General features: G+C 45.1%; 19 protein-coding genes and 1 other annotated feature. Of the genes, 11 read left to right on the top strand and 8 right to left on the bottom strand.

What is annotated here, in order from left to right; translation table 11 throughout:
• Positions 1-74 precede the first annotated feature (74 nt).
• Positions 75-968 carry a LysR family transcriptional regulator gene (locus tag V6C27_12760; GenBank protein ID MEG6617276.1) on the top strand — a complete coding sequence of 298 codons (894 nt, stop codon included), beginning with the start codon at positions 75-77 and terminating at the stop codon, positions 966-968.
• Positions 969-1,026: 58 nt separating this feature from the next.
• Here V6C27_12760 and V6C27_12755 read toward each other — a convergent pair whose 3' ends face one another.
• The 3 genes from V6C27_12755 to V6C27_12745 all read right to left on the bottom strand — a co-directional run bounded on the left by V6C27_12755 (position 1,027) and on the right by V6C27_12745 (position 5,561).
• Positions 1,027-2,967: a methyl-accepting chemotaxis protein gene (locus V6C27_12755; GenBank protein ID MEG6617275.1), complete on the bottom strand. Its 1,941-nt coding sequence runs from the start codon at positions 2,965-2,967 to the stop codon at positions 1,027-1,029.
• 118 nt (positions 2,968-3,085) lie between these two features.
• Positions 3,086-3,997, bottom strand: a complete 912-nt coding sequence (locus V6C27_12750; GenBank protein MEG6617274.1) for a DMT family transporter — start codon at positions 3,995-3,997, stop codon at positions 3,086-3,088.
• A gap of 142 nt (positions 3,998-4,139) precedes the next feature.
• Entirely contained in the window at positions 4,140-5,561 is a 1,422-nt protein-coding gene (locus V6C27_12745; GenBank protein MEG6617273.1) for an MFS transporter, read from the bottom strand.
• Positions 5,562-5,952: 391 nt separating this feature from the next.
• On the opposite strand from V6C27_12745, the gene V6C27_12740 reads away from it, so the two are divergent.
• From V6C27_12740 to V6C27_12695, 10 genes are all read left to right on the top strand, one after another.
• A complete protein-coding gene (locus tag V6C27_12740; GenBank protein MEG6617272.1) occupies positions 5,953-6,660 on the top strand; it encodes a response regulator transcription factor in 708 nt (235 codons plus the stop codon).
• Entirely contained in the window at positions 6,644-8,068 is a 1,425-nt protein-coding gene (locus tag V6C27_12735; protein ID MEG6617271.1) for a HAMP domain-containing sensor histidine kinase, read from the top strand. Before V6C27_12740 ends, V6C27_12735 begins: the two co-directional genes overlap by 17 nt.
• Before the next feature lie 162 nt (positions 8,069-8,230).
• Positions 8,231-9,289, top strand: coding sequence for a biopolymer transporter Tol (locus V6C27_12730; protein MEG6617270.1), 1,059 nt, complete (start codon positions 8,231-8,233; stop codon positions 9,287-9,289).
• A 93-nt stretch (positions 9,290-9,382) separates the two neighbouring features.
• Positions 9,383-9,627, top strand: a binding site (T-box leader).
• 48 nt (positions 9,628-9,675) lie between these two features.
• A complete protein-coding gene (locus V6C27_12725) occupies positions 9,676-10,206 on the top strand; it encodes a shikimate kinase (GenBank protein ID MEG6617269.1) in 531 nt (176 codons plus the stop codon).
• Between the two features lie 11 nt (positions 10,207-10,217).
• Entirely contained in the window at positions 10,218-11,234 is a 1,017-nt protein-coding gene (aroF, locus tag V6C27_12720; protein MEG6617268.1) for a 3-deoxy-7-phosphoheptulonate synthase, read from the top strand.
• Positions 11,231-12,064 carry a prephenate dehydrogenase gene (locus tag V6C27_12715; protein MEG6617267.1) on the top strand — a complete coding sequence of 278 codons (834 nt, stop codon included), beginning with the start codon at positions 11,231-11,233 and terminating at the stop codon, positions 12,062-12,064. The genes aroF and V6C27_12715 overlap by 4 nt, the downstream gene beginning before the upstream one ends.
• 17 nt (positions 12,065-12,081) lie before the next feature.
• Positions 12,082-13,146: a 3-dehydroquinate synthase gene (gene aroB, locus V6C27_12710; GenBank protein ID MEG6617266.1), complete on the top strand. Its 1,065-nt coding sequence runs from the start codon at positions 12,082-12,084 to the stop codon at positions 13,144-13,146.
• Position 13,147: 1 nt separating this feature from the next.
• The gene (gene aroA, locus V6C27_12705) at positions 13,148-14,413 is read left to right on the top strand and encodes a 3-phosphoshikimate 1-carboxyvinyltransferase (protein MEG6617265.1); all 1,266 of its coding nucleotides are present in this window, start codon (positions 13,148-13,150) and stop codon (positions 14,411-14,413) included.
• On the top strand, positions 14,403-15,479 hold the full coding sequence (gene aroC, locus V6C27_12700) for a chorismate synthase (protein MEG6617264.1): 1,077 nt from the start codon (positions 14,403-14,405) through the stop codon (positions 15,477-15,479). Before aroA ends, aroC begins: the two co-directional genes overlap by 11 nt.
• A gap of 19 nt (positions 15,480-15,498) precedes the next feature.
• A complete protein-coding gene (locus V6C27_12695; protein MEG6617263.1) occupies positions 15,499-16,641 on the top strand; it encodes a prephenate dehydratase domain-containing protein in 1,143 nt (380 codons plus the stop codon).
• 3 nt (positions 16,642-16,644) lie between these two features.
• Here the strand turns inward: V6C27_12695 and rlmH are convergent, their stop codons facing one another.
• The 5 genes from rlmH to V6C27_12670 all read right to left on the bottom strand — a co-directional run bounded on the left by rlmH (position 16,645) and on the right by V6C27_12670 (position 21,663).
• The gene (gene rlmH / locus V6C27_12690) at positions 16,645-17,124 is read right to left on the bottom strand and encodes a 23S rRNA (pseudouridine(1915)-N(3))-methyltransferase RlmH (GenBank protein ID MEG6617262.1); all 480 of its coding nucleotides are present in this window, start codon (positions 17,122-17,124) and stop codon (positions 16,645-16,647) included.
• Positions 17,125-17,203: 79 nt separating this feature from the next.
• Positions 17,204-18,457, bottom strand: a complete 1,254-nt coding sequence (gene murA, locus V6C27_12685; protein ID MEG6617261.1) for a UDP-N-acetylglucosamine 1-carboxyvinyltransferase — start codon at positions 18,455-18,457, stop codon at positions 17,204-17,206.
• 104 nt (positions 18,458-18,561) lie between these two features.
• Complete coding sequence (locus V6C27_12680; protein ID MEG6617260.1) at positions 18,562-19,452, bottom strand: hypothetical protein; 891 nt, start codon at positions 19,450-19,452, stop codon at positions 18,562-18,564.
• Between the two features lie 117 nt (positions 19,453-19,569).
• Positions 19,570-20,292 (bottom strand): tetratricopeptide repeat protein, encoded by a 723-nt coding sequence (locus tag V6C27_12675; GenBank protein MEG6617259.1) that lies wholly within the window; start codon positions 20,290-20,292, stop codon positions 19,570-19,572.
• A 117-nt stretch (positions 20,293-20,409) separates the two neighbouring features.
• A complete protein-coding gene (locus tag V6C27_12670) occupies positions 20,410-21,663 on the bottom strand; it encodes a M23 family metallopeptidase (protein MEG6617258.1) in 1,254 nt (417 codons plus the stop codon).
• Positions 21,664-21,958 lie beyond the last annotated feature (295 nt).

The raw sequence follows: 21,958 nt of genomic DNA, 5'->3' as shown, positions 1-21,958 counted from the left end.
TCAATAAAGTAGGTTATAATTAACTATATGTTTTGTAGGAAAATGTCGTGATATAGAGGGGGGTCGATTACACTATGAAGTTAGGGCAACTTCATCATTTAATTGAAGCAGCCAAGTATAATTCTATTTCCATTGCCGCAGAGAAGAATTATATTTCACAATCAGCGTTAAGTTCTTCCATCACCAGTTTAGAGAAGGAGCTTAGCATTCTTTTGCTTGAACGCAGCTGCAAAGGGGTACATCCCACCCATCTTGGCGAACTGGTTATTGAAAAAGCCAATGATATTTTTTCGATTATCGAAGAAATCCGGGCGCTCTCGCCTGAATATCAATCAGAAATGATTAACATTTCTGCCATTCCCTGCGTCTGTGATTTTATCATTCCCAAATGCATTCTGAGCTTAACAAAGGGTAAACAACCTTTAAAGCTATCCGTTCAAACTGCTGAAAGTACCGAAATCATTCGCAATGTAACCTCTGGTCTTTCAAGTCTGGGGTTAATTCTTAATGACCCAACTTTAGATTTAGGCTCCCTTAAATATCACGGACTATTTGAAGATCGCTATGTATTATATGTGGGGCAGCACTCGCCACTATTTAATAAAGAAAGTGTCACTTTGGAAGAAATGTTATTGCAACCATATATCGCTTATCGCCAGGAATTCCAAACTTATAATACCGGGCTAAGTTCCCTTTTTAATAATATGCCAAAGCCCAACATTGCTTTTCGGGCCGATGAAAATAGAACCATTCTTAAAATGATTGAGTACTCAGATTATGTGGCTTTCTTTCCAGAAAAAATGTCACAAAGGGATATTTACTTGCGTGACGGGCTAATCCATGCCATACCGATTTCAGACTTTGACACCAGCATTTCAGTTGGTTATATTACCAACCCAAAATATAGATTGCCTAAAATTATTAATGATTTCTTAAAATCGCTGCACGAAAACATTGCTGAATTATAAACCACACAAAAAAAGTCACCCTCTGCATTACAGGGTGACTTTTTTAGTCTTAAACACTTTATACGGTAAACCTGTCTATCATTTGATTTAGGTTGTTAGCCATTAATTTAAGTTGCTCGTTAGCGGCAGATATTTCTTCCATGGCGGCAGTTTGCTCTTCGGTGGTGGCAGAAACATTTTGTATACCGGCAGCAACTTGTTCGGCTGCCACCGCAACCCCCTGAATTTGTTTCACCAGATCCTCTATGGAATTGGTAATACCCACAAAATTACTACCGACCTGCTCCACCACCATAACACCTTCGTTCACCTGTCTGCTTCCTTCAGACATAGCCTCCACCGCCTTTTGTGAATCCACTTGAACCCGATTAATCAGGCCGGTAATGTCCTTGGAGGCATCTGCCGATTGTTCGGCCAACTTTCTAACCTCCTCAGCAACCACCGCAAATCCACGCCCTTGTTCTCCAGCCCGGGCTGCTTCAATGGCGGCATTGAGGGCCAGTAAATTAGTTTGCTCCGCTATGCTGGTGATTAGATATACAATTTCATTAACCCGATTTAATGATTGAGCCAGCTCTTCCACCACCCGCGAGGCATCATCATTGGTGCTGGAAATTAGTTTCATTTGATTTGTGACCTTCTCAACACCTATAGAACCTTGTTCCGCCTCCCGGGAAACTTTTTCTGACAGATTGGCCACTTCGTTTACATCACTGGCCACCTGATCTATAGTAGCAGCTATTTCACTGACGGTGGCCGCATTTTCTGACGACCCGGCCGAAGTTTGTTGCGATTGAATATTTAACTGCTCGGCTGAATCATTTAAATTAGCTGAAGAAACTTGCAACCCTTGGATTATTTCTTTAAGATTCTCTTTCATTCGGTTTAAGGCATCTATTAGCAGCCCGTTTTCATCACTTCGTTTAATATCGATATTTTCTACCGTAAGGTTGCCATTGGCAATTTCCTGGGCAAAATTTGCCGAGGTGATTATTGGCTTTGATATTCTGTTGGCAATATATGACGCCAACAAAGCTATGCCTAATAATAACACTATTAACAGCACCATCAGCTGTTGGGCAATGCCGACAAATTTGTCCATCAGCTCCGCCTTTTCCACAATGGCGATAAACTTCCAGCCAGTATCGGCGGAGGTAAAGACATTTACAAAGCAATCCCGACCATTAACATTGGTTTCAAAGTCCCCGCTATTTATGGTGAGCGCAGCGTTTAATTGTTCATTCTTTAGGTCTTGGATGTTTTTACCATTCATTGCTTCATCCTTGGGGTGAGCAATGATGGTGCCGGTGCTATCCGTCAGTATGATATAGCCGGTCTTTTCAATTTTAATATTTTTAATCATGTCGGTAATAATGTCTAAGGTGACGTCAAGCCCTTGCACCCCAATGACCTCACCGGCATCATTTGTAATGGCTGTGGTGGTGGTAATTATAAAACAATCATCTGCGGGATAATAATACGGGTCAATTCGGGACACTTTGCCCTGATTGGCCATGGCGGTCTGAAAAAAGGGTTTTTCTCTGGGGTCATAATTGCTCATGATTTTGCCATCGGGCCATTGCACATAATTACCATCGGTGGTTGCCATGTATACATAGGCCGACCGGGGGTGAGATTCTGCATAGGCTAAGTAAACATCGTATATTTCCTTCTCTATACCTGTGCTCAATGATGGGGACATTTGAACTAAGCCATCTGCCCCGCCGGGATTATTTACGTAGGATGTTATTGTGTCATCGGCGTTTTTCACCGCAACATTTTCCGCCAGAAATTTAACGTTTTCACTGATACTTTCAAAAAACACATTAACCGCATTGTTCACCTGTTGAATTTGCTTATTGGTGTTACTAATAAAATCCTTTTCCACAATGTTGGATAAATATAACGCAAGATAACCGGTCGATATAATCATCGGCACCAATGCCACCGCCAGCAATATGGCGATCAGTTTATTCTTAATTAAGAAAAAGCTTTTCACGCACTTTCGCCCCTTTCCACACATAAAAGCACTCAGCAACATAATTCCAATATCTTGGTTGGTAAATGATAAGGCAAATTAGATATTCAATAACCTAAAGGTAATTAAACGATACCCTTTACACTTGGCGAGTAACGCTATGATTTAACGTATTTGGATGTTTCACTTCATCCAGTTTTAACAACATAGCCCCAAAAATAATCAATAAAGCACCAGTTAATTGGATAATTGTCAATCTATCTCCTAAAAGTAATCCGGCCAATACAATAGCAAAAACTGGTTCTATGTTGCTTAAAATAGAGGCTCGACTTGCCCCCAACACCGCTATCCCCTTGGCATAACAAAAGAGTGGCATGACGGTACATAATAAAGCTGTGCCCAGACCAACTAAGCACATAGCTGAATATGAATGACCAACAAAAGCATTAACAGGAGGAAAAACAATCACAGTTGCTAATAGGCAAACAATTGATGTATAGGTTGTAATGGTCAAGGGTTGCAACTTCTTTTTAGCAAGGTACTGTCCGTTAATATTATATATGGCATAAAATACGGCTGAGCCTATGCCATATAAAACCCCCAACCTACTCATTTGCTGGGTGGACATGCTTATGACGTCTATCACCAGCAAGCAACCAAAAAAAGTAGTCAGTAAGGTTACGCCCTTAATCAACGTTATTTTTTCTTTAAAAATGAACGTTGACATCAGCACCACCATTAGAGGATAAGTATAAAGCAATATATTGGTAATGGTGGCAGACATATACTTAATGGACAGGGTGTAGCAATAGGCGCTGCCAAAAAACACCAAGCCATGCACCACCAATTGGGGTAAGTATGATTTATATGTATAAAACCGGTTGCTTTTGCTCATTAACAATAAAAATACCAATGTGACACTGGCTATCAGAAATCTTAATAACAACATGATGCCTTCAGTTAAACCAAGGTTATAGCCTAGCTTGGTGATTACCGGCAAAGCAGCAAAACCGATGGCAGTTAAAATAATTTGCAAATAGCCATTTAGCATAACCGTTATTTCCTCCTCTCGCTCCCTTTGTTAAAAAGCTGCGGCATAGTTGACCTCAACATTAAAGCCCCCTGCTAACCAGAACAGGAGGCTTTAACATTTAAGGAGAGCAAGTTTTTAATCAGTAAATCTTGTCTTAAAACTATTTTGCTTTAGCGCCAGCTAGTTCAGTAGCTACAGCGGTTTCCGGTTGATCTTCATCCCCTTCAGCAATTGCTTCCAGTGAACGACCAGCTGTTCTTTCGCCCCAGAAACCAGTGACAACGGCTATGGCTACATACATAGCACCGATAATGCCGAACAAAACGGCGTAGCCAAATTGTTGGTAAATGACAGGCACCATCGCCATGGCACCGACGTTAAGGATACGGCCTGTACTAAAGATAAGGCCTGTACCACTACTTCTAAATTCGGTGGGGTAAGCCTCGGCAAGGTAAGACCACATCAAAACAAAGATACCATCCATCAAGATTCTAATAACAAAACCGATAATCACAATCAGCATTGGCAGCTTCAGAGTACCGAACAGCACCGTCAGCACACCGATTACTGCGGCATAGACAACAATTGGAATCTTACGGCCACCTTTATCAGTGAAGTACGCTGCAATGTAGTTACCAATGGGGCTACCGAAGGATACCAGCGCCACCATCCACAGGGCATCTTCCAGCGAAAAACCATACTCGTTGAGCAGGGTAGGCATCCAGGCAAAGAACATGAAGTAACCAACAGTGTTCCAAACCACCAGGTTGATCAACACCAACGTCTTTTTTCTGTACTCTTTACTAAATATAAACTTAAGTACCTCTAAGGTATTGGTTACTTCCTTCTCTTTGTGTACTTTAACTTCGCCTCGTGCTTCGGCACTGAGGTCCACCTTGACATCTGGTCTAAAATACTGGATTACCTCTTCGGCCTCTTTATAGCGGCCTTTACTGATTAACCATCGGGGGGATTCCTTCAACCAGTGACGACTAAATGCTAAAATAACAAAGCCGAAACCACCAATGTACATCACATAGCGCCAACCTTCGGGATCTCTAGGTACAATCCAAGACGCAAATTGGCCAAGTAATGGGATACTTAATAGTCCAGTGGCCAAAGCAATGGCCTGCCATCTTCCCCTAACTGCGGCTGGCAATAACTCGGCAATGTAAACCATTGCCACCACCACCATACCCATCATACCGACACCCGTCAATGTTCTGGCGGCTAGGAATATGTCAGGGTTAGGTGCCCAACCGTTTACTAAAGAGCAGATGGAAAACATTAAAATCGATGCTAAAAATGTTGTCTTTCGTCCAAAGCGGTCAGCAGCCCAACCGCCCAACCAACAACCAAGCAACATACCGATAAAGGCACAGGAGTTGACTAAACCAACCCACTCCATTGATACACCCCAGTACTGTGTCAGTGCTGGAGCCGCGAAGGAAAAGTTAAAAACATCAATCTGTTCAAAGGTATAACCAAATGCTAACAGAAATATGAACTTATAATGGGACTTGTTCATCGTAGCATTATCCATATACTCGGCACTGGTCATTGGCCGATTATTTTCTGCCATAATTTTTCACCTCTAATTTCAAAATTAAATCTTTGGTCACTAAAATTATGCTTTGTTATATCTCCTCCTATTCTTTCTTTCTTAACGCAACCGGTAACGCCCACTGTGGTGATTGTTATTATCTTCACTTTCATGATGTTATTATAAAGTATATTGTCATGCAATGTATAATACATAATATTTATACCGGGTATAAGTAAAAATTGTTGTTACTTGTAAAATCAGACCTCATAACTATGTGTTGATGACGCGGTAATAGTTGGTTAAAGGACCTTCGCTATGGACAAATTTGCCGGTGTTGATGTATGTTAGTAGTGGTTAAACACTTAGCAGTTTCTAACGTTTTGTGCTTCGCAGCACTTTTATTGAATACAAGGAGTAACTAAGTAGTATGGAAAATTCTAAGCAGCAAGGCACCGGCTACCTTATACAGATAGTGGACGATGAACCAGATTTGGTCAGTGGTTTAAGTAACACCTTAACTGCCTCTGGATTTAGAGTGGTTATTGCCAGAGACGGCGGTGAGGCACTAACTGTTTTTAGATTACACATGCCTCAACTTGTTATTCTTGATCTAATGCTTCCGATTAAAGATGGACTTGAGGTTTGTCAAGAATTACGCAAAAACTCCGATGTGCCTATAATAATGCTAACTGCCCGGGACGACAGCATTGATAAAATTTTAGGACTGGAGTTTGGAGCTGACGACTATGTAACCAAACCCTTTAACAGCCGGGAGTTGGTGGCACGCATCCGCTCAATACTGCGCCGCACCAAAAGGCAGTACCATGGAGCAACTATAACGGTTTGCAACGACCAAGTTCGAATTGATTTGCATAAGCAAACTGTTGCTGTACGCGGTAAGCAGCTTACCCTAACCCCCACCGAATTTGCGTTACTTACTCATTTAGCCCGCCACCCCGGACAAGTTTTTTCACGGGTTAGTTTACTAGAAACTGTTTGGGGTTATGATTTCCCAGGTGATTTGCGAACGGTAGATGTGCACGTCAGGAGATTGCGCCAAAAAATAGAGCAAGACCCTGCTAATCCATCAATTATCCTGACAAGGTTTGGTGTCGGCTATGTTCTGGCTAAATAGCAAATTTACAAGTCTGCGCTGGCGTTTGGCCATTAGCTACGCTGTCATTGCCATTACCGTTACTGCGCTATTGACGGGGCTGGCGGTACAAACTTCCCTCAACATGTCGCTGGAAGCCCAAAGGGAAAAGGCCCTTTCCTCTATGGAGGGAATAGTTGCTGCCTTTTCTCACTCCCTTAAATCCTCTGCCGACCCTGCGCAAGCGGCTCAACAACTGGGGTTGTCTGCGGGTGGTCGCCTTTTATGGCTGGGGCCAGACAACCGAGTGCGGGTGGATGGCTATGGTGACGGCAGTTTAAGCGGTAAGCTCCTACCGCTGCCATCTCAACTTATAGAACCTAACATTCTCCGTGCCGCAATCTTTGACACCGGTGAAAGGTGGGTGGCCTACACCGTTGCCCCTTTAAAGATTACAGACAAAACATCCGGTCGTCTATTGCTGATACAGGATTTATCAGTGCTGCGGCAGGAGGAGGCCCAGTTAAAGCACCGACTTTGGCTGCTTGGCGGGGTATTTTCCATAATATTCGCCAGTTTTGGTCTGCTGTTGGCAAACTCAATGTCCAGACCGCTGGAACACCTTACCCATGCCATCGGTCGGCTTCAGGCTGGAGAGTTGAATCAATCGGTTGCTGTGGCTGGGGGGTACGAAATTGTCACTTTAGCTAAGGCTTTCAATAATATGTCTGCCCGCATTGCTAAAATGGATGAACAAAGGCGGGCATTTATAGCGGACGCCGCCCATGAACTGCGCACGCCACTGGCTTCATTACAGGCGCTGGCCGAAGGGATGAATCAAAACTCTTTAACTAAGCCCAAAGAACTTGAGGCTTTTGTACGCCAGACCGAACGACTGGGCCGTTTAGTGGACAGTTTGCTGCTTTTGGCCAGGTTGGATAACCCGGAACTAAAAATTAATAACGTACCCATTAGGGTTACTAACCTTATAGAGGAGGCCCTCTGGGTAATTAAACCTCTGGCCGCCGAACGGCAAATTAAAATACATCCGGCTGAAGCAAAGGAAATCTGGCTCGAAGGCGACCCAGACTGGTTACATCAAGCGTTGGTTAATGTGCTTATTAATGCCGTTTACTACTCACCAGTTGGTGGTTTAGTTCAATTAAAGTCAGAGGCAAAACAAGGCTTCGTCTATATCACCATTCAAGATTCGGGACCCGGGGTACCGCAGCATGTGCTTGCCCAACTGGCAACCAGATTTTATCGTCCAGCCACCGCCCGAGAGAGAAATTCGGGCGGATCGGGACTGGGGCTGTCCATCGTCAAAGAGATACTGGGCTTACACCGGGGCAAATTAGAGTTTGCATCCCCTCCGGGACAGGGGCTTATAGTAAGGATTATTGTTCCCGAACTACCTCCAAAAGCGCTAGCATCTGTAACAAGTTTGTAACATCCCGTAACAGGATTGCAAAACCAACGTGTTATAACTTGTAAAAAAGGAGGTTGAAAAACTTGAGTTTTAAACCATTTACCCGTCCGATAATAATTTGTTTGGTGTTGGTGGGGGTTTGGTGATGCGCTGCAACCCACCTGGTCTTATGACGGTGAGTGCTTGGCTTTTATCCAAGTGACCGATAAAAGTGCAATGAGTGGCCCTCTTTGGCTGGTGCGCAAAGACGGTACCCAGGCTCACCAGGTACAGGGTTTACCGGGCCCGGTGATGGCTGATAAATTTTCTTGGTCTCCCACTGCCAACGTCATGTCTGTAAGTACCGAAGAAGGCCTTTGGCTGTTATCAACAGAGGGGGCACCCCAGCGGCTGGTTAAAACTTCCGGTAAGTTTCCCAACTTCACTTGGTCTCCCGATGGAAAAACCATCGCCTACAATGATACCATTGCCGCTAAAGAACCAGGGAATATGGATGACGTGCTGTTAACGGTGGCTGTTAACGGTGGTAAGCCTGTTAACCACCTGCAAACCCCTGGTACAGGAATCCAGCTGGCAGGTTGGCAGAAAGATGGTGCCGGGCTACTTTTTTGGTTAATTCCCGCCCACGGCCAGTCCATAGCAGCGGATGGAGTTGATCTGTATAAACTGCAATTGGGTGAAACCGACCCCAAACCTAAACCAATTACCTCTGGATTAACCTACAATGAGTGGCTGTCCTTTTCACCACAGGGGCAGTTGTTAATGGTGGCAGGTGGTGGGCGCATTGCCTGGGCGGATAAAAGCCTTGTCTTGGTTAATTTAAAGACCGGCCAGCTTGAACCTTTACAAAACCCAAACGGCTGTGTAACCATTGACCCTCAATTTTCACCGGATGGCAAAAAAATAACCTTTGTTGCTGCCAAAAACCTGGGCAACGATGTCTGGGGATTTGAAAACCTTGATTCTCTAAATGCCTGGGTGAATTCACGAACACTTTATGTAGCCAATGCCGACGGCTCAAATGTCCAGGCTTTGCCAACGGCGGGACAAGGCATTTATCAACCATCTTGGTCTAAGGATGGACGTCACATTTTGTATGTAAAGGATAATGCCCTTTGGAGCATCAAGGCGGAGGGTGGCGAACCAGAAAGAATATTTGGTCCGGTATTTGACCAGCAGGACCCCTTGGGTTTTTATGGGTTTGCTTCCTATCAAAATGTATTATCCTGGTATAAAGGCTAAAGCTTAATGCATATATTTTTTAATAAGTTTTTTTAAAATTGCTATTGACTATCGTTGCTCAATGTGGTAACCTTGCTCCTAACATAATTAATCCCAACGACAATGATGGAGAAAAGTAGATCAAATGCTGCCCTTCAGGGAGAAGAAGTCTAGACTGGAAGCTTCTTTAGGGCAAGGTTGATTGAAGTTCGCTCCGGAGTTGCTTCCTGAAATTCAAGTAGGGACAGCCGGGTTTTCCCCCGTTATCAAGGAAGAGGTATCGGATAAACAATCCCGTACCGGTAAAAGTGGCCAACGCAATTAGGGTGGTACCGCGGAATTAACTCTCCGTCCCTTGCTGGGATGGAGAGTTTTTTTATTAAGGATATCCGATGGGAGGAGGACAATTGAAAGAGAAAAACATTATTCTAATTGGTTTTATGGGAGCGGGTAAAAGCTCAGTTGGCAGCAAGTTAGCAGAGGAATTAGACTTTGATTTTATGGACACCGACAAAGAAATTGAATGTATGATGCAAATGGATATTCCCAGCATTTTTAGACAATATGGAGAAAGCTACTTCCGTTCCGCTGAAACAGCTTTATTAAAAAGGTTAGCTTCCAAGCAAAGGACGGTAATTTCCACCGGTGGTGGCGCCCCTGCGTTGGAGAAAAATTGGCAAACCCTTAACCAGTTGGGTCTGGTGGTTTACTTATATGTCACACTGGACACCGCCATGCAGAGAACCGGAGGCAAAAACCGCCCGCTGCTGCAACAGAGCCGATCCCAACTTGAAAGTCTGTGGCAAAAACGGCAACTTACCTATCAACGGGCAAAGTATACCGTTGACACCGAAGCTAAAAGTATTGAAGCAGTTACTAAAGGTATTTTAGATTTTATTGAACTGGAAGGAATTAAATTTACTAAAAATAAACTTTAGGAGGAAGCAAAATGATTGTTATACTGAAAGAAAATAGCCCAGATGAAAAGCAGGTGGAACCTCTGATTACTTGGCTAAAAAGCCTTAATATCAGTACCCACTTTATGGTGGGAACAAAACAAACTGTCATCGGTCTTATAGGTGATACCAGTATTGTTGATATTGATCTAATCAAATCTCTGGATATCGTGCAAGACGTTCAGCGGGTGCAGGAACCCTATAAAAAGGCCAATCGCAAGTTTCACACCGATGATACTGTAGTTGATATCAACGGTATTAAAATTGGCGGTGGTAATTTTCAAATAATTGCTGGCCCTTGCTCTGTTGAATCCCGGGAACAAATTTGTACCATTGCTGAAAGCGTGAAAAGTTCTGGAGCCACCATGCTGCGTGGCGGTGCTTTTAAACCCCGCACCTCACCCTACTCTTTCCAGGGCATGCACGCCGAAGGAATTAAGCTTTTGCTGGAAGCCAAAAGGCTGACCGGACTGCCCATTGTAACCGAAATTATGAACATCTCCCATATCCCATTGTTTGAAGAGGTGGACGTAATTCAGGTGGGTACCAGAAATATGCAAAACTTTGAACTGCTAAAGGCGCTTGGCAAGCTACAAAAGCCAATTTTACTGAAGCGTGGTTTATCCAATACCATCGAAGAGCTGCTGATGAGTGCAGAGTACATTTTGGCCGGTGGCAACGAAAATGTGATTCTCTGCGAAAGGGGTATCCGCACCTTTGAAACGGCCACCAGAAACACGTTAGATATATCAGCCATTCCGGTGTTGAAGAGTAAAACCCATCTGCCCATCATTGTGGACCCCAGCCATTCCGCAGGGATGTCCCGCTTGGTAAGGCCCCTTTCATTGGCAGCCATCGCAGCCGGAGCAGACGGTCTGATTATTGAGGTGCACAATGATCCCAGTCGCGCCCTTTGCGATGGTCCGCAATCGTTGAAACCCGAGGCCTTTAATCAGTTGGCCGGTGAGGCCCGGGAGTTATTACAACTGATGAGGAGGTTTGAACAATGAACATTGGGGTGGTAGGCCTTGGATTAATTGGCGGGTCCATTGCCAAATCCATTAAACAAAATACCGACTATAAAGTATTTGGCACGGATATTCAAGATTCAGTGATATATTGTGCCAAATTGTTTGAGGCCATTGATGATGCCCTTGATGAAAAGAACTTGTCGGAATGTGATATGCTAATCGTAGCCCTTTATCCTAAAGACACCATCGACTATATAAATACTCACGCAGCCAGCTTTAAAAAGGGTTGCATTGTTACAGATTGCGGTGGGGTTAAAGAAATGGTCTGTGAGGCCCTGCTGGATACCGCCATTGCTAACGATTTTGTTTTTATAGGGGCACACCCAATGGCGGGCATTGAAAATTCCGGCTTTAGATATGCCCACGAGCAGCTCTTTTGTAACGCCTCGATGCTGATAACCCCTTACCACCAAACTCCGCTGGAGATATTGGACTTTATGAAACAATTTTGGCTAAAGCTTGGCTTTTCTAACATTACCCTTTGTTCGCCCGAGGAGCACGATCGGATGATTGCCTACACATCCCAGTTGGCCCATGTGGTTTCAAGCGCTTATGTTAAGAGCAAATTGGCGCCGAAGCATCAAGGGTTTTCCGCCGGTAGCTTTCGTGATATGACCAGAGTGGCAAAGCTGAACGAAAATTTGTGGACTGAACTGTTCTTTGCCAATCGGCAAAATCTAATCAGCGAATTGAACGGTTTGCTAGAACGCCTGGTTGAATATCGAGATGCGCTCCAATTTAATGAACCGGAGCGGGTAAAGGAATTGCTACAAGAGGGAAGAAAGATTAAAGAATCCATTGCTGACTAAAAAGGAAATGAGTATCTATGAAAATTGTTACTGTTAACGCATCAAAGAGTTATGACATCATCATTGAACAGGGAATTTTGCAGCGAACCGGGCAGCAGGTGGCCAAAAGGTTTTCACGTTGTACGGTAGCACTGGTGACCGACGATATTGTAGATTCACTGTATGCAGAGGTTGTAGGCAAAGCGTTGACCGCAGCAGGCTTTACGGTATGTAAATTTGTTTTTAAACACGGTGAAAGTTCAAAAAACATTAATGTTTTAAGTCAAGTGCTGGAGTTTTTGGCTCAGCAGCCACTGACCAGATCGGACCTGGTGGTGGCACTGGGTGGTGGTGTCACCGGGGATTTGGCTGGCTTTGCCGCTTCTGTTTACCTACGGGGCATTGGGTTTTTGCAAATCCCCACTACCTTTTTGGCGGCCATTGATTCGTCCGTTGGCGGTAAAACCGGCATTGACCTGGTGGCCGGAAAAAATCTGGCCGGCACCTTTTACCAACCAAGTTTAGTACTTTGCGATCCGGCGGTTTTTGCCACGTTGCCAGATAAAGTTTATGCCGATGGTGTGGCTGAAGCCATTAAGTACGGAGTTTTAGCCGCACCGGAATTGTTTGACCAATTGGCAGCGGGAAAAGTCCAACAAAACATGGTAAACATCATCACAAAGTGTGTCACCATTAAACGGGACTTGGTGATGCGGGATGAATATGACCACGGTGATCGTCAGTTGTTAAACTTTGGGCACACCATCGGTCACGCTGTGGAACGGTGCAGTGGTTATGCCATTACCCACGGTCAGGCGGTGGCCATGGGTATGAAAACCATCAGCACCGCAGCTTGGCGCTTGGGGCTTTCCGAAGAGGACTGTTCCCAACCCATTACAGCGGCACTGCTGGCCAACAACCTGCCCCTGACTGTTCCCTTTAGCGCCAAGGAACTGGCAGAGGCAGCACTGCTGGATAAAAAGCGTCGCGGAGACACCATCACGTTGGTAATTCCCAAAAGAATAGGTCACTGTTTGTTGCACAAAATACCTGTTACCGCTTTAGAGGATTTTATTAAACAAGGAATTGGTGAGGGGGCCTAGCATGAACGTTCGTATCACGCCATCGGCTTTAAAGGGGCGGGTGAAAGCGCCCGCCTCCAAATCAGATGCCCATCGCATTTTAATATCTGCCGCCTTAGCAGATCAGCCCACAACTGTTAGGCTTAGTTCATATTCCGATGATATTCATGTCACTATGGACTGTCTAAGGGCGCTGGGGGCTAAGATTGCAATTACTGAACCGGATCTGTTGACGGTGACACCCCTTTGGTCAAACCAGTCTGCTGTGGCAGAACTTGACTGTGGTGAAAGTGGTTCTACTTTGCGTTTTCTCATCCCGGTGGTGGCGGCTTTGGGTGTAAAGGCCACCCTAACGGGACATGGTAGGTTGCCCCACCGCCCCATTCATCAAGTGCTCGATCAGCTTAAAGACCACCGTTGCCAATGGGATCGCACTGCACTACCGGTGACGCTACAGGGCCCCATTACCGGCGGAACCTATACCCTGCCCGGGGATGTTAGTTCTCAGTTTGTCTCCGGCCTGTTGTTTGCACTGCCACTGTTGGCCGAAGATAGCCGCATTGTGCTGACTTCCCACTTGGAGTCCAAAGGCTACGTCAACATGACAAAGGCCACGCTGAAAAAATTTGGCATTGTGATAGAGCAATCGGCAGAGGGCTACGTTGTTAAAGGCAGGCAAATCTATCGCTCCCCACAAAGTCTGCAAGTGGAGGGAGACTGGTCCAACGCTGCTTTTTGGCTCTGTGCCGGCGCCTTGCCGGGCAGTGAAATTTTATGTGACGGTCTCAGGGAAGAGTCGCTGCAGGGGGATAAAGAAATAATCAATGTGCTGAAAGGCTTTGGTGCCCAGGTGTCTTTCTCCAATGCCACCGCCCATGCCACCGGAAAAGCACTAACGGCCAGCACCATTGACGCTGCTGAAATTCCCGATTTAATTCCCATCCTGTCGGTGGTGGCCGCCGCCGCTGAAGGTACCACCGAAATCTATAACGCCGGGCGCCTGCGAATTAAAGAAAGCGACCGCCTGGCAGCCATGGCTGAGAATTTAACCAGAATTGGCGTCGCTGTGACCGAGAAGCAGGATGGACTGGTCATCCGTGGCGGTAAACCCCTACAAGGTGGAGTGGTTAATGGCTTTGGAGATCACAGAATTGTCATGTCAATGGCCATTGCGGCCATGCTATGTCAACATGAATTGATAATTGAAGGTGCCGAAGCCATCAATAAGTCCTATCCACAATTTTTTGAGCACTATAAAATGTTGGGAGGGTTGGTCAATGTCCTTTAATTTTGGTACGAAACTAAAGATCTCGATTTTTGGACAGTCCCATTCCGCGGCCATGGGGGTAGTTATTGACGGCTTGCCACCTGGCGAAGCGATAGACTTGGCCCGGGTGCAAAAGTTTCTAGCCCGCCGGGCCCCTGGTAAAAATCAATTTTCCACCACGCGCCGGGAAGCTGACCAAGCAAAAGTTATCAGCGGCCTTTTGGCAGGCAAAACCTGTGGCTCCCCCCTTGGGGCCATCATTGAAAATACCGATTGTCGATCGGCAGACTATGCCAATATTTTGGATGTACCCAGACCTTCCCATGCCGATTATTGTGCCCACATGAAATATCATGGTGCCAATGACATTCGCGGTGGGGGTCATTTCTCCGGGCGGCTGACCGCGCCACTCTGCTTTGCCGGTGCCGTTTGTTTACAGCTTTTAGAACGTCGCGGCATCTCCATCGGAGCCCATATTTACTCCATCGGAGAGATTAACGATCGGCCCTTCGATGCGGTGGCGGTGAATGCCACAGAACTTGAAACTATCACCCAGAAAGAATTTCCGGTGCTCAGCGATGAGGCAGGTAAACAAATGCTTGAGCAAATTCAACTGGTTAAGGGGCAGGCCGATTCCATTGGAGGAATTATAGAAGGCTGCGCCCTAGGCGTTCCTGTGGGTGTGGGCGAACCAATATTTGATGGCCTGGAAAATAGGTTGTCAGCGGCCCTTTTTGCTATTCCCGCTGTCAAAGGTGTGGAATTTGGTAACGGCTTTGCCGCTGCTAAACTGAGAGGTTCCCAAAATAATGACCCCTTCTACTACGATGATCAGGGTCAAGTAAAAACCAAAACTAATCATCATGGCGGTATTTTGGGTGGCATTGCCTCGGGCATGCCAATCATTCTAAGGGCGGCCTTTAAGCCTACGCCTTCCATTGGTATTCAGCAAAACTCTATCAGTCTTGCTGATAAAAAAAATACTGCCCTTACCATTAAAGGACGCCACGATCCCTGTATCGTGCCCCGGGCGGTGCCCTGTGTAGAGGCAGTAATGGCCATTACTTTGCTGGATCTGATACTTTAAGTTAGAAGGAGACAGAGGCATGGACATAAAAAAGTTACGGGAAGAAATTAATCAAATTGATTCGCAGTTGGTGGAGTTATTTTTAAAGCGGATGAACACCGCCGCGGATATTGCCAGTTATAAGATCGAAAACCAGCTGCCTGTTTTCGATAGCCAAAGGGAAAGGGAGGTATTAAACCGCATTGCCGAACTTGCGGGGGAAGAAATGGAGTCCTATGCCAGCCAGTTATATAACACCCTCTTTGACCTGAGCAGAGCCTATCAGAATCAGTTGATCCCTCATAACTCTCAGCTTGCCCAAGAAATTAAAGCGGCCACCTGTGATTTGACCCAATCTTTTCCCACCAAAGCTAGGGTTGCCTGCCAGGGAACCGAGGGGTCTTACTCACAACAGGCTGGTGATAAATTATTTTCACTACCAGCACTGATGTTTTTTAACGATTTTGAAGCGATTTTCCAGGCAGTCGAAAAAGGTCTGTGCGAATACGGCATTTTACCCGTTGAAAATAGTTTGGCTGGTACGGTGGTCCCTGTCTATGACTTAATGGAAAGATACAAATTTTATATCGTGCGCAGTATCCGCCTGAGAATCAATCATGCATTGTTAGCCAAACCCGGGGTGGCTTTGGGCGATATTCGTGAAATTGTTTCCCATGAACAGGCCATTCGGCAATGCAGTGAGTTTCTAAAGGCCCACCCCCAGATCAAGGTGACCTATTTTAGCAACACCGCAGCGGCCGCCAAATATGTAGCCGCTGCAAACCGCCACGATCTGGCTGCCATTTCTTCTGAATGCTGTGCCAAACTTTATGGATTGGATATTTTGTCGGACCACATTCAAAATCGAGACAATAATTATACCCGCTTTATTTGCATTTCAAAAACAATGAAGATTTATCCTGGGGCCAACAAAATTAGTGTGATGCTGACTCTGCCACACAAATCCGGCTCCCTTTACACTTTGTTAGCCAAGTTCTCGGCGTTGGGCCTTAACCTAACCAAACTGGAAAGCCGCCCGATGACTGGCCGGGATTTTGAATTCCTGTTTTACTTCGATTTTGAGGCTTCAGCCTATTCGCCTCAAACTGTTAACTTGCTGAGCCAGCTAGATGCCAACCTGGAAAAGTTTATTTTTTTGGGCAGCTACAGCGAAGTGATTTAGCCGTTACTTGTGGTACGGTTCATTTTTAATTATTTTAAAGGCGCGGTAAATTTGTTCTACTAAAATTAACCGCATTAGTTGGTGGGGGAAGGTCATTTTGGAAAAGGATAGTTTCAGTTGACAGCGCTGCAGCAGTTGTTGGCTGATGCCCAACGAGCCGCCAATGATCATGGTAATGTCACTTTTGCCCCTGAGCATTAAATTTTCCATATAAGCGGCCAGTTCCTCTGAGCTGTACATTTTACCGGCTAAGTCCAGGGCAATTAGCAGGGTGTCATGTCTGATGTGCTTTTCAATCCGCTCTGCCTCTTTTTGTTTTACCTGTTCCGCCCCTTGGGGAGATAGGCCCTCACCATGGGGCTGGTCATTTACTTCAATTATTTCCACTCTGGCGTAGGGCTGCAGACGTTTTAAATACTCCTGCACCCCATCCCTTAGGTATTTTTCCTTTAACTTGCCCACCGCGATAACACTGATACGCACATTATCACCTCTGTAAGTTTAAACAAAAGGGGCACAGGTACTCCTTTGAGCACATGCACCCCTTCGATTATTATAACCGTTATACAATTTTCACATCTGCCCCTAGGTTTTGCAGCTTGCTATCAATATCTTGATAGCCACGATAAATATAGTGGGAATCGTTAATAATGGTTTCGCCCTTGGCCACCAGCCCGGCTATCAACAGTGCCGCCCCGGCCCGTAAATCTGTGGCCTTCACCTGGGTACCGTGTAATGCTGGCACCCCTTCGATTACTGCCATTCTACCCTCTACTTTAATATTGGCCCCCAGCCGCTTCAGTTCGTCAGCAATTTGAAAACGGTTTTCAAAAATATTTTCAATAATGACACTGGTGCCCGGTACAGTACAAAGCATTACCGCCATTTGGGACTGCATGTCGGTGGGAAACCCTGGGTAAGGCATGGTTTTAATATCCACCGGATTTAAAGACTGGTCGGCCTTAACCCGCACATAATCCTCATGCTCTTCCACTAAAACATTGGCTTCCCTTAGCTTAGCAATTACCGGTTCCAAGTGTTTGGCAATCACATTTTCCACCATTACATCGCCGCGGGTGGCGGCGGCAGCCACCATATAGGTTCCCGCCTCGATGCGATCGGGAATAACTGTATACCGTTCACAGCTATCCAATGCGGTTGCCCCTTCAATTTTAATCACATCGGTGCCAGCACCCCTTACTTTGGCGCCCATGGCATTTAAGAAATTGGCTAAATCCACAATCTCCGGCTCTTTAGCCACGTTCTCAATAATGGTCTGTCCTTCGGCCAGACAGGCGGCCATCATAATGTTTTCGGTGGCACCAACGCTGGGAAAATCTAAATATATTCTGGCGCCGGTTAGCTTTTTGGCAGTGCCCACAATGCAGCCGCGGTTAATGGAAACTTTAGCCCCTAATCCGGACAAGCCCTTAAAGTGTAAGTCCATCGGCCTAACGCCGATATTACAACCCCCGGGCAAGGCAATGTTTGCTTGACCATACTTCGCTAAAAGGGGTCCCACCAGCAAATTGGAGGCTCTGAGTTTTTTTACTAAATCGTATGGTGGGTTGTCCTTTAATTCAGCAGAAGGAACAATGCGCAATGAATTGGGTCCTTCCCAACGGACGTTGGCACCAATGGTGCCGATTATTTCTATAATTACACGCACATCGCTGATATCGGGTACGTTATCTAAAACCAAGGGTTTATCGGACATTAGTGCAGCACAGATTAAAGCCAGCGCAGCATTTTTGGCCCCACTAACTCTGATGCGGCCAACAAGGGGCTGACCACCATTAACAACAATTCTTTTCAAATTATAACTGCCTCCTTTAGTGCATACCAGGGATAAATATATTTACATCATATTCCTACATTAACATAAAAATACATGTTTATAAACTCTAATTTCAACACTATCTATGATAACACATGCCAGTTATTATCCAACCACTTATTTAGCTGATTTTCAAAATTTTTTAAATCAACGTCACAGGTGCGTTGTAGCGCTTGGTCCATGGTGGCACCGCTCATCAGCTCATCTAATATTTCTGTTAATACCCCTTCGCCATAGACCGCCACCAAATAATATGTTGCCGCCAGCGATTGTCGATAGGCCAATGATTGGTTAGGCAATTGATCAAATTGGTTGGTTAGTTGTTCAATTGAATAACGTTGTTGATCCAACGTGCCCGCTGGATCTTTAAACCGAAACCCGGTCAATTCTAACTCTATATATTGGGCTATCCCTTCGGTGAACCAACGGGTGTAGTTACCCCTGGTGCGATAATCCACAGCCAAGTGGGCAATTTCATGGGCCATTGGACCAGATGAAAAAAATATTTCTCGCATATCAGCAGCGTTGTCTGTATTAATCCATTCCCGGGGTGCCAGCACTCTAATGGTGCCAGCCCAGTAAACCCCCATGGCACTCTCATCCGCCGGCCAGCCAAAATAGTTATTTAGTTTTTCTCTGGTTGGGTAAACAACAATGGTTACTTCTTGCTCTGGTATATATCCTAATTTTTCTGCAATCGGCCCGACAAAGTTTTCTGCCGCCTCTAAAGCTAATGTCGCCTGTTCTTTATCTCCTGGATAATATTTTACCACAAAATGGTCCCCTTTGAGATAGGACAAATGATAAGTCTGGACTAACGTCCCATATTTGGCTATTTCTCTACCAATACTATAAATATATGAGCGGTGGTTTTGCCAGCCTAGCACTATGCCAACGCCAACCACCAATATCATCAGTAACGTCAATATTACCGTTACAGCGGATGTGCCGTTATGCAGATCTCCCGTTGTCATGTAGTGCACCTCCAATAAAAACATGTAATTAAATTATATATGTTTGTTTGAAGGGGCTTCCAGCGGTAAAATATGCCAACAAAAAAGGGTGCATTGGTTAATGCACCCGTGGTCTAACTACTTTTTAATTTGTTTTTTCCATTCGGCCAGATCATTCTTGGCCTGTTCCACCCCTTGACCTTCTTCGCCAACCATCTCAATGTATTTTTCTATTTGCGCCACCGCCCCTTGATAGTCTTCTTTGGCCGCCAGCACATAGGCATACATGTTAATGGCCCTGGCATCTTCCGGTTGTTTGTCCACCACATATTTAACCTGTTCCTCTGCCAGATCAAATTTTGCGTTGTGGAAATGTACATTGGTCAGCATTAGACGAACATCATAGTTGTCTGGATTGATCTCGATCACTTTATTAAAGTGTTCCGTTGCTTTATCCACATTGCCAACAATGTCATAGCAGATGGCCAGCGCCAGTAAAGTATCGGCATCTTTAGGGTTTTCTTTATTCAGCCCGGACAAAGTATCTATTTGCCCTTGGAAAAACTTCAGGCCCTGTTCGGTTTCACCACTTAACTGGTATATATAGGCCAACTGGGACATCAATGTAATATCCTTTGGCTTTTCCGTTACCTCTTTTTCCAGCTTAGTAATTTGCTCCTTCAATGCCTTCTGCATTTCCTCTTGGGATACTTGCTGGTCGTTACTTGACGTAGCCGCCGGCAGCGGAGCGCTGGCCCATTGGATAGAGCTCATAATTAAACCCACTGATAATACTATGACAAGGATAACAACTATCACCCGTGCATGTCTTTTTAGTCTTTTACGATCGAAAAAGAACAAATATATCTCCTCCTAATATAATCTTCAACATTATTATTATAGCACCTGGTATTATCGTTATAAAGGTAATTCTACTGGTAAAATAAAAACCCCTGCCCCAGTGGCAGAGGTTTTATATTATAAGTAGTTTGCAGGGTTTTGTGGTCGTCCATTAATTAACACTTCAAAGTGCAGGTGTGGGCCGGTACTGCGACCGGTGTTACCTACATTGCCAATAACCTGTCCCCGTTGGACACTTTGACCAACAGAAACGCTGATTTTGGAAAGGTGAGCATAGCGGGTAACCATGCCGTTGCCATGGGATATATCCACGCAATTGCCATAGTCGGCATACCAACTGGCCCTGATCACAGTACCAGCCTCGGCAGCCACCGCTGCGCTGCCGTTTGCGGCCCCTAAGTCTATGCCTTCATGGCTTCTGCCCCAACGTCCGCCAAAGGGCGATGTTATTGAGCCGCCGGCGGGTTTAGCCAATCTGCCACCACCGTAGTTACGGGTGGCAACCAAAGTGCGGGTGCCCTTTTCCACAATTTCCGTTACCGGTTCCTTCAGTGTCTTCTCAGCGATGATTATTTTATCATCCACTTCGCCGTTTTTAGCCACCACTTGGTACTTGACTTCCTTTAACCCTTGCTCACCGGTTTGCACCACTTTGCTCTTGCCCTGTAACATGGTGCTGTTTCTTCTAACTTCAACCGGTGCCGGTACCTTTTCTTCAACTACCTTTTCAAAGGTGCTCACCACATTAATCAGTGGTTGTTTGTCAGCCATCTTTAGCTTTTGTCCAATTTGCATCAGTTCCGGTTTAAAATCCGGATTAAATGCAATCAAGTCATCAACAGATATGTCGTTACTGGTGGCAATATCCCAAAGGGTATCGCCTTCCTTCACTATGTAATAGGGAATGGTGCCAGCCTCTTTAACCTTAGCCAGTGCTTTATTAACAGTGGTTAATTTATCGGTGGTAACTTTCATTTCTGTGACTGCCACTTTTTCTTCAAACTTCACCTTGGCATTATCGGCCACTTGGTACTGTTTTTTTAGTTTGTCGATGAATTGATCGGCTTGCTTTTTATCTTGGAACACAAACTGTACTTTGCCATCCACCTTCACCGCTGCCCCATCAAATTGATAGACCAGCAGTGGACTTAACTTTTCTTGCAGTTGTTTGCTATCAATTATAGAATCTTTATCCTTTTTTACCTGCTGATACTGGATTTTTTGCTTGACTTCCACCGGTTTATCTAATTTTTTAGTCTGTTGGTTAACTAATTCCTTGATCACCGCTTTGGCCTGACCCTCGCTGCTGACCACAGCAATGGTTTGGCCGTCAACCTCAACGGCACAAGCGGTTTGGTAATCTTTAATCATATAATTGGTCAACAATACTAGCCCCAATATTAAACCCAAAATTAAACCCAAACGCCATTTAGAAGGCAGTTGACTAAAAGGTGGTAAATTTTTTTCTACTGTCGGATTGCTCTGAGACAAACAAATGACAACCCCTTTCAGTTTCTTTTCTCTATTTACTTTTTGTTTTTATACGGTAGCAATGGAATAGGTTGGCAAAGCAATAACATTATACCACAGAGAATGTGACAGGTAAATTACTAATAGGACAAGCAAAGCCGCCTTTTGGCGGCTATTTGTCCTGTTTTAGCTAAAT

It is taken from the genome of Peptococcaceae bacterium 1198_IL3148 (assembly GCA_036763105.1).
In the GTDB taxonomy this organism is placed as follows: Bacteria; Bacillota; Desulfotomaculia; order Desulfotomaculales; family Desulfohalotomaculaceae; genus JBAIYS01.
This window is presented reverse-complemented; position numbering and strand designations above follow the sequence as displayed.

Excerpts from the sequence above, each read along its gene's own strand:
- V6C27_12760 (MEG6617276.1), top strand. The coding sequence starts at position 75 with ATGAAGTTAGGGCAACTTCATCATTTAATTGAAGCAGCCAAGTATAAT.
- V6C27_12750 (MEG6617274.1), bottom strand. The coding sequence starts at position 3,997 with ATGCTAAATGGCTATTTGCAAATTATTTTAACTGCCATCGGTTTTGCT.
- V6C27_12745 (MEG6617273.1), bottom strand. The coding sequence starts at position 5,561 with ATGGCAGAAAATAATCGGCCAATGACCAGTGCCGAGTATATGGATAAT.
- V6C27_12740 (MEG6617272.1), top strand. The coding sequence starts at position 5,953 with ATGGAAAATTCTAAGCAGCAAGGCACCGGCTACCTTATACAGATAGTG.
- V6C27_12735 (MEG6617271.1), top strand. The coding sequence starts at position 6,644 with ATGTTCTGGCTAAATAGCAAATTTACAAGTCTGCGCTGGCGTTTGGCC.
- aroF (MEG6617268.1), top strand. The coding sequence starts at position 10,218 with ATGATTGTTATACTGAAAGAAAATAGCCCAGATGAAAAGCAGGTGGAA.
- V6C27_12715 (MEG6617267.1), top strand. The coding sequence starts at position 11,231 with ATGAACATTGGGGTGGTAGGCCTTGGATTAATTGGCGGGTCCATTGCC.
- aroB (MEG6617266.1), top strand. The coding sequence starts at position 12,082 with ATGAAAATTGTTACTGTTAACGCATCAAAGAGTTATGACATCATCATT.
- aroA (MEG6617265.1), top strand. The coding sequence starts at position 13,148 with ATGAACGTTCGTATCACGCCATCGGCTTTAAAGGGGCGGGTGAAAGCG.
- aroC (MEG6617264.1), top strand. The coding sequence starts at position 14,403 with ATGTCCTTTAATTTTGGTACGAAACTAAAGATCTCGATTTTTGGACAG.
- V6C27_12695 (MEG6617263.1), top strand. The coding sequence starts at position 15,499 with ATGGACATAAAAAAGTTACGGGAAGAAATTAATCAAATTGATTCGCAG.
- V6C27_12680 (MEG6617260.1), bottom strand. The coding sequence starts at position 19,452 with ATGACAACGGGAGATCTGCATAACGGCACATCCGCTGTAACGGTAATA.
- V6C27_12670 (MEG6617258.1), bottom strand. The coding sequence starts at position 21,663 with ATGATTAAAGATTACCAAACCGCTTGTGCCGTTGAGGTTGACGGCCAA.